This is a genomic window from Streptomyces sp. NPDC003016 (genome assembly GCF_053591455.1).
This window is the reverse complement of the sequence record NZ_JBSFTV010000012.1, coordinates 13,122-25,491: the sequence shown is the minus strand read 5'-3', so window position 1 is coordinate 25,491 and position 12,370 is coordinate 13,122. Positions and strand designations below refer to the sequence as shown.

Annotated in this window: 10 protein-coding genes and 3 pseudogenes; 8 read left to right on the top strand and 5 right to left on the bottom strand. The window is 69.4% G+C overall.

Annotated elements, in window-relative coordinates:
• Positions 1-85 precede the first annotated feature (85 nt).
• The gene (locus ACWDZ4_RS12600) at positions 86-1,486 is read right to left on the bottom strand and encodes an MFS transporter (RefSeq protein WP_451508383.1); all 1,401 of its coding nucleotides are present in this window, start codon (positions 1,484-1,486) and stop codon (positions 86-88) included.
• Between the two features lie 102 nt (positions 1,487-1,588).
• Here ACWDZ4_RS12600 and ACWDZ4_RS12595 point away from each other — a divergent pair, with 102 nt between their 5' ends.
• The 3 genes from ACWDZ4_RS12595 to ACWDZ4_RS12585 all read left to right on the top strand — a co-directional run bounded on the left by ACWDZ4_RS12595 (position 1,589) and on the right by ACWDZ4_RS12585 (position 5,447).
• Positions 1,589-2,155 carry a helix-turn-helix domain-containing protein gene (locus ACWDZ4_RS12595; RefSeq protein WP_451508382.1) on the top strand — a complete coding sequence of 189 codons (567 nt, stop codon included), beginning with the start codon at positions 1,589-1,591 and terminating at the stop codon, positions 2,153-2,155.
• A 1,543-nt stretch (positions 2,156-3,698) separates the two neighbouring features.
• Positions 3,699-4,115, top strand: coding sequence for a DUF6003 family protein (locus ACWDZ4_RS12590; RefSeq protein ID WP_451508381.1), 417 nt, complete (start codon positions 3,699-3,701; stop codon positions 4,113-4,115).
• Between the two features lie 345 nt (positions 4,116-4,460).
• Positions 4,461-5,447 carry a YihY/virulence factor BrkB family protein gene (locus tag ACWDZ4_RS12585; protein ID WP_451508380.1) on the top strand — a complete coding sequence of 329 codons (987 nt, stop codon included), beginning with the start codon at positions 4,461-4,463 and terminating at the stop codon, positions 5,445-5,447.
• A gap of 231 nt (positions 5,448-5,678) precedes the next feature.
• Here ACWDZ4_RS12585 and ACWDZ4_RS12580 read toward each other — a convergent pair whose 3' ends face one another.
• A complete protein-coding gene (locus ACWDZ4_RS12580) occupies positions 5,679-7,481 on the bottom strand; it encodes a hypothetical protein (RefSeq protein WP_451508379.1) in 1,803 nt (600 codons plus the stop codon).
• A gap of 180 nt (positions 7,482-7,661) precedes the next feature.
• Here ACWDZ4_RS12580 and ACWDZ4_RS12575 point away from each other — a divergent pair.
• A pseudogene (locus ACWDZ4_RS12575) lies at positions 7,662-7,951 on the top strand (Scr1 family TA system antitoxin-like transcriptional regulator); the annotation flags it as partial.
• Positions 7,952-8,274: 323 nt separating this feature from the next.
• Positions 8,275-8,511: pseudogene (locus tag ACWDZ4_RS12570) on the top strand (restriction endonuclease); the annotation flags it as partial.
• A 10-nt stretch (positions 8,512-8,521) separates the two neighbouring features.
• Here ACWDZ4_RS12570 and ACWDZ4_RS12565 read toward each other — a convergent pair.
• A complete protein-coding gene (locus ACWDZ4_RS12565; RefSeq protein WP_451508378.1) occupies positions 8,522-9,004 on the bottom strand; it encodes a VanZ family protein in 483 nt (160 codons plus the stop codon).
• A gap of 720 nt (positions 9,005-9,724) precedes the next feature.
• Between ACWDZ4_RS12565 and ACWDZ4_RS12560 the strand changes: the two genes are divergently transcribed.
• Positions 9,725-9,979 carry a hypothetical protein gene (locus ACWDZ4_RS12560; protein ID WP_451508377.1) on the top strand — a complete coding sequence of 85 codons (255 nt, stop codon included), beginning with the start codon at positions 9,725-9,727 and terminating at the stop codon, positions 9,977-9,979.
• 17 nt (positions 9,980-9,996) lie between these two features.
• On the opposite strand, the gene ACWDZ4_RS12555 is transcribed toward ACWDZ4_RS12560, so the two are convergent.
• Both ACWDZ4_RS12555 and ACWDZ4_RS12550 read right to left on the bottom strand, forming a co-directional pair.
• Entirely contained in the window at positions 9,997-10,341 is a 345-nt protein-coding gene (locus ACWDZ4_RS12555) for a hypothetical protein (protein ID WP_451508508.1), read from the bottom strand.
• Positions 10,342-10,513: 172 nt separating this feature from the next.
• A pseudogene (locus ACWDZ4_RS12550) lies at positions 10,514-10,822 on the bottom strand (DDE-type integrase/transposase/recombinase); the annotation flags it as partial.
• 229 nt (positions 10,823-11,051) lie between these two features.
• Here ACWDZ4_RS12550 and ACWDZ4_RS12545 point away from each other — a divergent pair.
• Both ACWDZ4_RS12545 and ACWDZ4_RS12540 read left to right on the top strand, forming a co-directional pair.
• On the top strand, positions 11,052-11,666 hold the full coding sequence (locus ACWDZ4_RS12545) for a tryptophan 2,3-dioxygenase family protein (RefSeq protein WP_451508376.1): 615 nt from the start codon (positions 11,052-11,054) through the stop codon (positions 11,664-11,666).
• Complete coding sequence (locus ACWDZ4_RS12540; RefSeq protein WP_451508375.1) at positions 11,659-12,126, top strand: cupin domain-containing protein; 468 nt, start codon at positions 11,659-11,661, stop codon at positions 12,124-12,126. Before ACWDZ4_RS12545 ends, ACWDZ4_RS12540 begins: the two co-directional genes overlap by 8 nt.
• Positions 12,127-12,370 lie beyond the last annotated feature (244 nt).

Here is a 12,370-nt window from a genome sequence, read left to right as displayed (position 1 = left end):
GCAGCCCGTCCGCCCGGCCGGCGCCTCCTTCCGTGCCGCGCCGCCAAGCCTGTGGGAGCTCTGCCGGCGCTGGTCGTCACCAGGTCTACGCCTTGGCTGTGGTCGTCGGCTGGGAGGTGTGCGCCGCGGCGAACAGGAACAGTCCGCAAGCCCCCACGAGCAGCCATCCCGTGTGGGACGCACGAGCGAGACCGGTGGGGCCGACGCCCGTGACGAGGGCTCCGGCGACGGCGACGCCCACCGCCGAGCCGATCTGGCGAGCGGTCGAGGTGATCGCTCCGGCTACGCCGGCCCGGGACGGAGGCAGTCCGCCGACTGCGGTGTTGGTGAGAGGTGCGTTGGCGAATCCGAATCCGATCCCGATGAGCAGGTAGGCGAGCAGGAGCAGCAGCACGTTCGTGTCCTGGCCGAGGTTTACCAAGCTCAGGCCGCCGGCGGTGATGAACCCACCCGCGAGCAGGAGCGGACGTCGCGGTCCCAGGCGTCCCACCAGGATGCCGGACCAGGGCGCGCACAGGATGGCCCCGAGCGCCATGGGCAGGGTCGCCGTGCCTGCGGCGAGCGGGCTCCAGCCGCGTCCGTGCTGGAGGTAGAACGTGGTGAGCAGCAGGCTCACGTTGAGTGCGACGAACACCGCCATCGCTCCCAAGACCGCCGTGACGAAGGGTGGCCGCCGGAAAAGCCCGAGGTCCATCAAGGGTTCCCGCCGGCGGAGTTCGACCCGGACGAACGCGGAGGCGGCGACCGCGATCAGGGCGTAACCGATCAGCGCCGTGGGTGAGGCCCAGCCGATGTGGGGCCCTTCGATGAGGACACCGACGGAGAGGAACAGGGCCGCGGTGAGAAGCACCTGGCCGGGCAGGTCGAGCCGCCGGGCGCGCGCCGCTCGGGACTCCGGTACGAACACGGCGACCAGGACAAGGGCGGCGACGACGACCGGTGCGTTGATCCAGAACACCGACCGCCAACCGAACGCGGCGATGAGCGCCCCGCCGATGACCGGCCCTGCCGCCATGCTGAGCCCGAAGACCGACGCCCAGATGCCGATCGCCCGGGCCCGCTCCCGTGGGTCGGGCATCGTGTTCACGACGATGGCCAGGGCCACGGGGCTCAGCATCGAGGCCCCGATCCCTTGGACGGCCCGCGCCGCGACGAGCAGGCCGGGCGACGGAGCCAGCGCACAGGCCAGTGAGGCGATGCCGAAAAGAACCAGTCCGCACTGGAAGACCCGGCGCCGTCCGAAGCGGTCCGCGAGCGCGCCGGACACGATGAGGAGGCTGGCCAGGACCACGGTATAGGCGTCGACGATCCATTCGAGACCGCGGGTGCCCACGCCCAGACCGCGCCCGATCTCGGGCAGACCCACGTTGACGATGGTGGTGTCCACACCCACCAGGAACATGCTCAGGGCGCAGACGGTGAGTACCGTCCAGCGCCGGCGCGTACTGAGCGCGAGTGGTGGGGCGGCCAGGGATGTGGCGGTCACGGGAGTTCCCCTTCGGTTGTGCCGGGATGATCTGCCTGCTCATGCTCCGTTCTGCGGGGAGTCGAGGCCCAGAGACTTTGCGAAGACTGCAAAATGGCTCCTATGGATGTGGAACTCTCGGAAATCCTCGACGGCATCGGGCCGCGGTTGCGTGAACTGCGCCGCGACCGCGGGCTCACCCTGGAGGTGCTCGCGGACGGCACCGGGATCTCGGTGAGCACGCTGTCGCGTCTGGAATCCGGCCGACGGCGCCCGACCCTCGACCTGCTCATCCCGCTCGCGCGGATCCACCGCGTCGCACTGGACCAGCTCGTGGCGGCCCCAGCCACCGGTGACCCGCGTGTTCACCTCAAGCCCCGCAGCCAGGGACGCGGGAGTGTCCTCGTACCGCTGACGCAGTATCCCGGCCGAGTCCAGGTTTTCAAGCAGGTACTCGCACACCGCGAACCGAAGCTCGTCACCCACCGCGGCTACGAATGGCTGTATGTGCTCGCCGGCGAACTCCGCCTCATCCTCGGGGAGCGGGAGGCCACTCTCCGACCGGGCGAGGTGGCCGAGTTCGACACCACAGAACCCCACTGGTTCGGCCCCGCAGGCACGGACGCCGTGGAGATCCTGCACATGTTCGGCCCGCACGGCGACCAAGCCGTCGTCCGCACCGGTCCGTAGGCGGTCACCGGTGGAGCCGGCCGCTTCGATCTGGTTGCGGGCGCGGGTGTGGTTCGGCGTGGAGGTTCATGTCGGGGCGGCCCGAACCGGGTCCTGGCTGCCACCGCTTCCGCCCGGCCGGGCCCGGACGAGACCCAGGCGGTTGGCCGATGACCCATGGCGGTAACGGGCTTCCTGCGGCCGCCGCCGGCCGGGGAGCTGCACAGGATCGGCCGACGGCAGGCAGCGACCCTGCGCTCGTGCGGGGCGTCTGCGGTCGAGCAACCGCGGCACCGAAGGATTGCGCACGCCCGGCCGACGGAGCGAGTGCGCATCGAGCCTGGATTCCGGTGTTTCCGCAGGAAGCGGTACGCACGAAGGCGTGGAGCCTGCACTCGCCGGGCATGGCCTCTTTGGTTCGCCTTCACGTCCTCACCGCCGAACCGTAGCCCGCCCGCCCGCCCGTCTGCCGGCCTTCGGCCCGGGGGTTGTCAGTGGTGTCCGTGAGGGTGGGGTGGTGCCCGGGCGTGCCCATCCCCTCGAAGCCGATGCTGCCGCCGGGCACGGCCAACCCCGCCCGGCGGGCCCGGCATCCGCCTGGCCCGCCGGCCGGAGGGGCTCGCCCGGTGAAGCGGTGGGCAAGTCCGGTCGGGGCGGGGTGTCGAGCTCTACGCGGGCTCTTACAGTTCCCCTACGACGCCTCACACCCGGCACGCTTGCATTTCCACAGTTCAGGCTGCTTGTCCGGCCCGTTTCCGGACCCTGAGAACCCTCTTTGCACCACTCTTTGTCAGTTATGCCTCGCCGCTGCGGGCCACGGTGATTTCGACTGCTGCGGGACCAGGTGTGCTCTCCATGTCGCCTCTCGGGGCGAAGCCGCCGACGAGGGCGGCAGCCGCACAAGCGGCCATGGCCACCCACGATGCCGTGCCGACACCGCATCGAGTTCGCCGCTCCATTCCGCTCCGTCCACCGTCCGTTGTCCGCGCGCTGCCTGCCCGCGCTCTGGAGATCAGGACGGGGTCGGTTGTGTCCTGGTTCCGGGGCTGGGCCCGGATTCGTCATCGGCCCCGAACAACCATGGGCACCTCACCGTGTGAACGCCAGGAGCGGATCCCTCCGCCCAATGAACGGGACGGCATCGCCCAAAGCCTGTGCGCGGCGGTGCCAGGTGGCGCACCGGTGCCCCAACGGTTGGCCGACGACGCGGGAGAGCCGACGCGGGCCGCTTGCAGGAGACTGTTGGTGTCGGCGAAGGTCCTACGGTTGCGCTGAGCAGCCGTGACCTCGTCATGACAGTGACCGGCTTGCAAGGGCGCAGCTCACGAACGTGGTCCGCTGGGTGTCCACGATGACGCTATGGTTCCCTGGGCGAGGGCTGCAGCCGGCATCTGCAGCCGGCCGACGTTACTTGCATGATCCCACCAGAACAGTGTGGCACCGCAGTTGGGGCGGCGGAGGGACCGTCGAGTGCCGAGCTCTGGATATCTGGGCAAGTTCGAACAAACGCGTAAGTGAATGCCATAACGATCAGCGTTGCTCACCCCTGGAAGGAACACCTTCGGTGTCCAGTACGGCTTTCTTGGTCATCAGCCTGCCCAGCGATCTTGCTGCTCCTGGCGTGGACGCCCGGCGCCTGCCAGGGCTGGCCATGTGGGACACGCCGGCGGTCCACGGGTGGCTGCAGGCCCACGACGGTGCCGAACCCCCGACGCTTCGCGTCGTTTCTTCCGCCGACGCCGATCTGATCGAAGAAGGCGTTGAGCGGCTTGAAGTACCGGTGACCGCTGAGGAATCCGCTGAGATCACCAAGGTTACTTCCGTGCCGCCGGTAGCCGAGGCGCAATCGGAGCTGCTGGCTTTGCGCCACTCGTTGCAGGAGCAGCCTGCCATCGTCGAGCGTGCCCGTGCCGCAGGACTGAGCGACTCCAGGATCGAGTCCCTTGCCGGGGCGCCGGTGGCCGAGTCCTCCGGCGCATAAGGGAATGGTGTCCCGCCTCGACTGCCCTGCCCGTTCCGCCGCGGACGTCACCAGCGGCGGTGGGCTGCTCAGCCGCAGTGTGTGCCGCAGGTGTCCGGCACGGCCCGCAGCTCTCACCCGGTGCGAGCTCTTGCACCCGGCAGGACCGCACGCACGGGTGAGGGGGCCGGCTGCCCGGCGGGACGCCGGCCAGGTTCTGCGGCACGAATCCATGCGGGTACGCCGGTACCTACGCAGATCGCGAGCCGGTGAGAGGATGTGCCGCCCAGGGTGGCGTACGGACGGCTCGTCGGGGAAGTCTGCCCAAAAGCCGGGACGCATACGGGCACGAGGGGAAGGCACCGCGTGGTGAACAGCTCGCCGACACCTGCGCTGGAGCCGGGCGGTGCCGGCTGCACGCCGCTGCCCGGCTCCGGGGCAGCGCATCCCGCACACGCCATGCACACCGGCCAGGCAACCACGCACCCGGCGCCGCCCGCGACGTACGCGCGCAACCTGCCCGGCTGGCACCACATCGTCACCGCCCTCCGCCGGACCCCTGCCTCGGTCTGGAACGACAACGTGACCGACTGCGCCGCCGCACTCACCTATTACGCGGTGCTCGCGCTCTTCCCGACACTCCTTGTCACGGTCTCACTGCTGGGAATCGTCGGCGCCTCGGCCACCGACCACCTCATCAGCAACGTGATCGCTGTCGTGCCGGCCGAGTCACGCCCCGTCATGCAAAGCACGCTGGAGAGCATGGCCGACCAGCACACAGCTGCCTGGCTACTGGCTGTCTTCGGCACGGTCGGCGCGTTGTGGTCCGCCTCCAGCTATCTGGGGGTCTTCCGCAGAGCCCTGCACGCCATGCACGGCGTCGAGGACCTCCGCCCGGCCTGGAGGACCGCACCACGGCTCGCGCTCACCGCACTCGTACTACTGGCGCTGCTGGTCTCCAGCGCCTTGGTACTCATCCTGACCGGCGAAGCGGCCCGCACCCTCGGCCGGTTCGTGGGCATGGACAGCACGGCAGGCACCGCATGGAACGCCCTGAAGTGGCCCCTCCTGCTGTGCCTGGTCGCCATCCTGGTCCTGGTGCTGTTCCGCTCGGGCCCGGCCGAGACACGCGGGGTGCGGCAGAGGATTCTGGGAGACGCTCTGGCCGTGGCCCTGTGGCTCGCCGCCTCCGCGAGCTTCGCCCTCTACGCCTCACACATCGGCACCTACAACCGCCTGTACGGATCACTCGCCGGGATCATCGTCTTCCTGGTGTGGCTGTGGCTGTCCAACCTGGCCCTCCTCACCGGCGCCCAGTTCAACGCCGAACTGGCCAAACTTCGCCGCCGGTGACAACCCGCACCTCCCCGCGCCACTCGTGATCACGAACCACTGTGCGGCCAGAGCAGCTCGGTTATCGGTTGGGTGGGTACACGTGACTGGGTACGCCCCCACCGCGCCAGTGACGGACCAGGCGCAACAGGCCTTGACTCCGAAGCACGAACCCCTGTGTCCGCACCGCGGGGGCCACCTCGCAGCGCATCCCCGTATCCGTGGACAGTGCGGCGTTGTCATCATGACTGTTCAAGCTGGGAGGTCGTTCCGTGCCCATTCCTGCACCCTGGGCCAGGGCAGACGCAGTTGATCTTTAGCGGCGCGGATGCGGTTGTGCAGTTCGCTGCTGTGCTCGCGCCGGAATTCGAGCTGTTCGGTGTCGAAGCCGGGATCGGTGCCATCGCTGCCGGTGGCGCAGCGTACCAGGGCTGTGTAAAGGGCCCAGGGGTAACTGCCGGTGTCGCCGTAGGTGAAGGGCGGTCCGCTGCGCGGGGTGAAGGGGACGGGTTCGACGCGTGTGTGGCCGTCGGGGACAGGAGTGAGGGCGAAGGCGCCGACGGCTCCGTCCGCGTGGTCGGCGGCGATGACGGTGTCCTTGGTCCAGCCGGTGGGAAGGGCGGTGGGCCATTCGGCCAGGAAGAGCGGGGGTTTACCGGCCTGGTCGGGCTTGAGGGTGAGCACATAGCGGCCGGCGTGGTCGGTATAGATGCCGGTCAGCTGGTCTTCGCCCCACATGGCCAGCAGGCGGTGGATACGGCGGGTACCCCAGGCCCGTCCGCCGTCCATGAAGTTCTCTGCGCCTTTGATGCGGGTGAGCTGGTCCATCAAGAGGTCTCCGACAGGACCCTGATGAGGCCAGTGGTAGGCGTAGATCCGCTCGGGAACTGCGCTCGGCTGCCGCGCGGCGACGGTGTAGGCAAGGGCCTGGACAGCGTGTTCGACGGCGTCGCCGTGGACGGCCGTGGTGGGCAGATCGCCTTCGAGGCGGTGAAGCTCGTGGAGTTCCTGGACGGCGTCCCGAAACGGTGCCTCGACCGTAGCTCCCAAAATCCGCTCCAGTGGAAGCGGGATCTGCGGGGCGGCCGGGCGGGCGGCCAGCTTCCAGCCCTCTCCGCTGTCGGTCAGGGCTTTGTGCTGGTCCTGGACGCCGCGAAGGGTGCCTGCGGTGTCGGACGCCAGTGCGGCGAAGGCGGCGGGGTAGGTGTCCGGCATCTTCCATGCCACGGCGGCTTCCAGAAGATGCCTGGCCGCGGGCCAGGCGCTGGACGTGTCCGGGACCGTGATGGGGCCCTGAGGGGCGCGCGCCCGGCGGACGTTCTCCGCAGTGCAGGTGCCCTGCACCCACAAGGGCACCGGGTGGCCGGTCACACGGGCGATGGCCGGCGCCAGGACGACACCGCCATGTTCGATGTCGGCGGCGGGCCCGGCTGCGGGCATCGGGTCGGGCGCGGAGCCGAAGAGGCGCGATCGGGGCCGCCGTCCCGGGGAGGGCTCGCGGACAGTGATGCGAAATACATCGAATTCGCAGGAGCGGTACTGCGCTTCCCCGACGCCCGGGTAGGGCAGATGCACGGCGGAGAAAGTGCATACCAAAGCGTCCGCCCAGAACACCGGCTGGACAAGTGGCAGGGCGGCGCGGGCGAGGTCCCGTTCGGCGACTCCGCACTCCTCGAGGCTGTCGCTGACCACCGGGTGGACGTACACGATGTGCCCATAACGGGTATCCCACACAATCGCGTGGATGTGGCGGGCCCGGTCCCAGGCATCCCGGTACTCGACCAGGCCGTGGAACAACTCCGGCACCGGATCGGAGACCTCCGGCACATGGAAGATCCACAGGGCTTTCTCCTGCGCGGGACGGTCGGTGGTGCGGCACCACACATCGATCGTGGTCTCGGACCACAGCGGGCACTGGTCGACGTCGGCCGAGTCGGGATCCGGCAGTTGCCCGGCCGCGTAGAGAGCACGAGCGCGGCCTTCGCTGATTCCGGCACGCCCGGCGAACTGCGCCAGCGTGTGCGGATTCGGGAGGCGTGCCCAAAGCGAAGTCATAAGAGCAAACTATCCGTGCCGATCACAACCGCTGGGGTGAACGCGCGAGTTCCGCTTGGCATGGCATCGCCCGGTGGCTGGCCAGCCGCACCGGGACAGCCGCCGGGCTCATCCGCGCGGCCGCGCACAAGCTGGGCGGACACCGCGGCGGCTTATGGGCAGCCCTCCGTTGGATCGGTTCCCGGCGCGATGAAGGGGCAGCTGCGCCACCTCCTGGCCGTAATGCCGCTGGCGTCGGTCCTCTTGGGGGGCATCCCGTTCACCGTGCAGCGCACCGTGTGGCCGCTGGAGGCGTTCTGCCTCCACGACGACGTCCAGGCCGTGGTGGAGACGCTGACGGCAGAGATCAACGTGACGCAGCCGCGGGAACTGGCCGACTACGTGAAGGCGTTCGCCGGCCCGCGGAGATGGCCGTGTACGGGGACAGCGCCCGTGCGCTCGTCCGAGCCGCGATCGACACCCTGGAGTGAGCCTCCGCAATTTTCCGCAACCTTGGTGAGCACGGCTCCCAACGCTGCGTAGCGTCGAAGCCACCGACGGACCACCAGCCGGAGAGGCGGGCCGCATACGCGCGCACACCGGCACCACCGCCCCCGGGCCGGGGGGCCTGCGGCCTCCAGTCGTCCGTCTGCGGCGTTCCCTCCCCGGACCTGGTGGGCCCGCGCGGACCGGGGCTTCGCCCGGTTCCTCGCACGCCAAAACGAGAATCAGGCCGACAAGGGCATCAGCAACGAATGCCCCGGTGGCGACCGTCAGCCACTCACGCAACCAAGCCCCGGCAGTGAGGTCCGCCCTGCACACCAGCGCGCACACCGTTCTGTACGACCCTGGCGGACTGATCGAGGCGGTGCTCCCGCTGGACCGCGAACCGTACGAGTGCCTCGTCGCGGCCGGTCTCGCGTGGACCGGCCCGGACGCGCTGACAACCCGCGACTACGAGCAGATCGGCCCCCAGCTGACCGGCCACGCCCGCGCCATCGCCTCCGATGTGCGGCGCCGCGCTTACCAGCTGCCCAAGGACAGCGGGCCCTGGATCGTTCTCACACGATCGGTTGTGCCGGATCCGTGGCAGGCACCGGGCGCTTGGTGAATCGGTGCCACCAGTGGCGGCGCCGGGGATGCACGGCACGGCCCAACCGGAGGCCGATCAGCAGGTAACCCAGAAGAGCACCTGTGGTGTTGAGCAGAACGTCATCGATGTCGAAGGTACGCCCGATGATCAAGGCTCCTTGGACGAGTTCCACGAGGAGCATCACGAGAGCGGTGACCACCGCTACCCGGACCAGCCCTCGCGTTCGGGGCACCAGCACCGGCAGCAGCACACCGAACGGCACACCCATCACGATATTGCCGCCGAGCTGCTTGACCGTGTCAAGGGACGCGGGCTGGGCGAGATAGGCACGGATGGAGTCACCGGGGCGCAGATTACTGTGCGTCAACGGCACGGATGCCGCCGAGGGTTCCAGCGTCAGCCGGGCCAGCACCACCGCGAATCCCACCATCGCCACGAAGGCCAGCAGCATGGCCAGTACTCGGCCGAGCACAGACAGGGGAGGTTTTCCGGGACCCTCGTCCCCGGGTTCCTTAGCGGTCTTGTCACGCAGGACTGTCCGCGCCATTACGAGCTCCTAGCCACATTGGTTTGCTTGGACGCGATACCCGCGTGGTGAAGCGGCAGGCGCTGCACGGGGTCCGTTCCGGTCCGAAGATATCGGCGTGCCCGGGGGCAGTTGGATGAGCATGCGGCGCAGTAGCGCGTCGTCAGGCTCCTTAGCGACCGCGGCGGGCACTGGTCACCGACGTACCGGTTGAGTGTGTCATGCTCTTGCCCTTTTCCCACCTCAGGAGTGAAGCTTCCCCGTGATCGTGATCGTGATCGTGGTCACCTGGAGACTGGGATCTGAGGTTCCAGAGGAAGTAGTGCCAGGTGGGACGCAAGTACACGAATCGGTACTCGGACGAGTGCAAGCGGGACGCGATCGGGCTCGTGCGGTCGTCGGACCGGACGGCGACCGAGGCCGCCCTGGGGCTCGGGGTCGGTTCGGAGTCGCTGCGGGGCTGGGGGGAAGAAGGCCCGGGCCGCCCAGGACACCGGATCGGGACCTGGAGCCGCGCGGGCGGGGCAGGCGGTCGACGACCGGGACGAGGAGCTGAGGCGGCTGCGGAAGCTGGCCGCCGTGCGGGCGAAGACGATCGAGATCCTGAAAAAAAGCGACCGCCTTCTTCGCGAAGGAGAGCGACCGGTGAGCGCGATATGCCGGTTCATCCACGCGGAGAAGGCGAACTGCACGATCGTGCTGCTGTGCAAGGTGATGAAGACCGTCCGCTCCACGTACTCCGCACGGGTCCCCGCGCCCGTGGCGGCGCCGGGAGGAGGCCGGCCCTCCTGCGCGGCGAGCGTCGTGTCGACGAAGGCCCGTACGGGCGCGGCCACCTCAGACGCCGTGACGTCCTTCGTCGGCCCCGGAGTCCTGGCCCAGACACCAGCCGCAAAGTAGCGGGGGTGATCACGTACTCACCGTGGCGGCGGCCTGCTCGTCGTGCTCGCGCAGCATGCGCATGACGGTGGCGGTGAGGGGTGCTGACCCTTCTTCGCGCCCGTGGTGATGACGAGGCGCTTGGCGATGTCGCGCGGGCTCATCCCCTGGTCGCGCAGGTGGAGGGCCATGGACAGCATGTCGCCGTCGGTAACGCCCGCGCCGCCGATGGTCCTGCCGCGCTTCGATCCTGTGCGACTCGTTGCGAGGACCAGGCCGTCGCAGCCGACCGGCAAGCCGGCCGTGAGCGCCAGGAGCAGGGCCAGACGCCCGAGCAGAAGCCCGGCGGCTGGCTCTCGCGTCTCCGTTCCTGACCAGGGCAAGCCGCCGCCCGGCGGCGCGGGTGAGCCCAAGGCGATCCTGGGCAAGCCCGTGTGGTCGGTGGCGGCTGGGAGGCATGGACGGCGGAGGACGAGCAGCTGCCGCGCGGCCGTGTGTACGGCCACGACCACCCCGCCCGGCCCCCGGTGGATTCAAGTGGCCGGTGTGCATGACGGCACCGGCAAGGCCGCCGCGGCACCGTTCCGCGGCGGCCAGGGCGTCGGTGACGAGGCCGGTGCGCATGTGCTCGGCGATCGCCCAGCCGACCAGGCGCCGGGAGGCAAGGTCGATGACCGTGGCCGGGTACAGGAACTTCCCGCCGGCCGGCGGGGGACAAGTGAGATCGCCGATGAACTTCGTGTTCACCGCTGCGGCGATGAAGTCGCGGCCGATGAGGTCGGCCGCCTCCGCGGCGGCCGGGTCCGCGACGGTGGTGCGGTGCTCCCTGCGCAGCCGCAGTCCGGCCCGGCCGATCGTGCGCATGATGCGGGTGATCTTCTTGCGTCCTTAGCACGTGGTGCGCTCCGCGAATGAGGACAAGAGGGCCGGTCGGGTGATGCCCAGGCGTCTCGAGCCGAGACGTGACACACGCTCGTTGTCAGCGGTCATCATCGGGATGGGCGTCGGCGTCACCGCCGCAGCCCAGCAACACAGCGGGTGCTGGCCGCGCCCCGCTGAACCGGCCGACATCACGAACCGAGGCGGAGTCCCCATGGAGACGCCCTACGCCTGTTATCTGCAACTCCCCGATCTCCTGGGCCTTCAGCAACCCCGATCCCCTGATGACCAGTCGGCACAGTGGGCGGACGAGCACTTTTTCATCACCGTGCACCAGTCCGCCGAGTTGCTGGTGAGCCAGGCGTTGGTGGACCTGAGAAGGGCGTCACCACACGCACGCACCGGTCACGGCCCCACCGCCGTCACCGCCCTGCGCCGTGTCACGGCGGTGATCTGCCTACTCGAAGATCACCTCGCACTTCTGGACCACCTGACCCCTGAAAGCTTCGCCTCGTTCCGGCCGCTGCTGGACAGTGCGAGCGGGGCACAGTCACGTCAGTTCATCGAACTGTTCCAGCAGATCACCGCACCGGACTGGCTCCTCACCTCCACCACGGACCCCGGCATGACGCCCGGGGTCAACGAGGCGGGCGAGCGAGAGCCGGCAGACGAGCTGGGGGCGCTTCGCGCCGCGGTGACCCGGTGGCGGACCAGGCACCTGCTGCTCGTCGAGCGGATGATCGGTGACCAGGCCGGCACGGCTGGAACCTCGGGCCTCGCATATCTACGAGCGCAGATCGATCTGCCGCCCCGGACGACCCATGACTGACGAGTTCGATGCGCCGGTGGGCGGTGACGCGTCGAGGACTTCCGAGTTGGTCGCACGCCTGGGACTCGAGCCGCACGCCGAGGGCGGCTGGTTTCGCCGTACCTGGAGGACCGGGCCGCAAGCGGTACCGGACGGGTACGCAGGGACGCGTCCGTTCGCGACCGGCATCTACTTCCTTCTTCACCCGGGTGAGGTCTCACGCTGGCACCGGGTGCGTTCCGAGGAGCTGTGGCTGTGGCACCGGGGCGGGCCGCTGACGATTCGGCTCGGCGGGAGCGGGGACGCGCCCGGGGCGACGGCCACTTCGGTTCTGGGGCCGGGTGTCGAGTACGGGGAGCAGCCTCAGGTCCTGGTGCCGGCCGGCGTCTGGCAGACCGCGGAGCCACAAGGCGACGAGCCGGTCCTGGTGTCGTGCGTCGTCGCTCCGGGCTTCGACTTCGAGGATTTCGAAATGCTGTGAACCGGCGTGCTGCGGCCACGACGCGGGCTACCACGGTTTCGGGACCGGTCCGCGCGGCGGCCGGGCAGCTTCCCACCGGCCTGGTCCCGGACGTCGAGCTGTATCGAGAGCCGGTACCACTTGTGCCGTCTGCAGCGCAGCCTCGGCTACCGCGGTCCCGTCGGCTACGGGACCGCACTCGCAGCCCGACCACCCCATCGATGGTGCCCGTCGAAGCGGAACGGGCCCCCTTGGCCGGTGCAGC

What these genes read in the sequence shown, in the direction of transcription:
- ACWDZ4_RS12595 (WP_451508382.1), top strand. Translation starts at nt 1,589, where the DNA reads ATGGATGTGGAACTCTCGGAAATCCTCGACGGCATCGGGCCGCGGTTG.
- ACWDZ4_RS12580 (WP_451508379.1), bottom strand. Translation starts at nt 7,481, where the DNA reads ATGACTTCGCTTTGGGCACGCCTCCCGAATCCGCACACGCTGGCGCAG.
- ACWDZ4_RS12565 (WP_451508378.1), bottom strand. Translation starts at nt 9,004, where the DNA reads ATGCTGCTGGCCTTCGTGGCGATGGTGGGATTCGCGGTGGTGCTGGCC.
- ACWDZ4_RS12545 (WP_451508376.1), top strand. Translation starts at nt 11,052, where the DNA reads ATGGAGACGCCCTACGCCTGTTATCTGCAACTCCCCGATCTCCTGGGC.
- ACWDZ4_RS12540 (WP_451508375.1), top strand. Translation starts at nt 11,659, where the DNA reads ATGACTGACGAGTTCGATGCGCCGGTGGGCGGTGACGCGTCGAGGACT.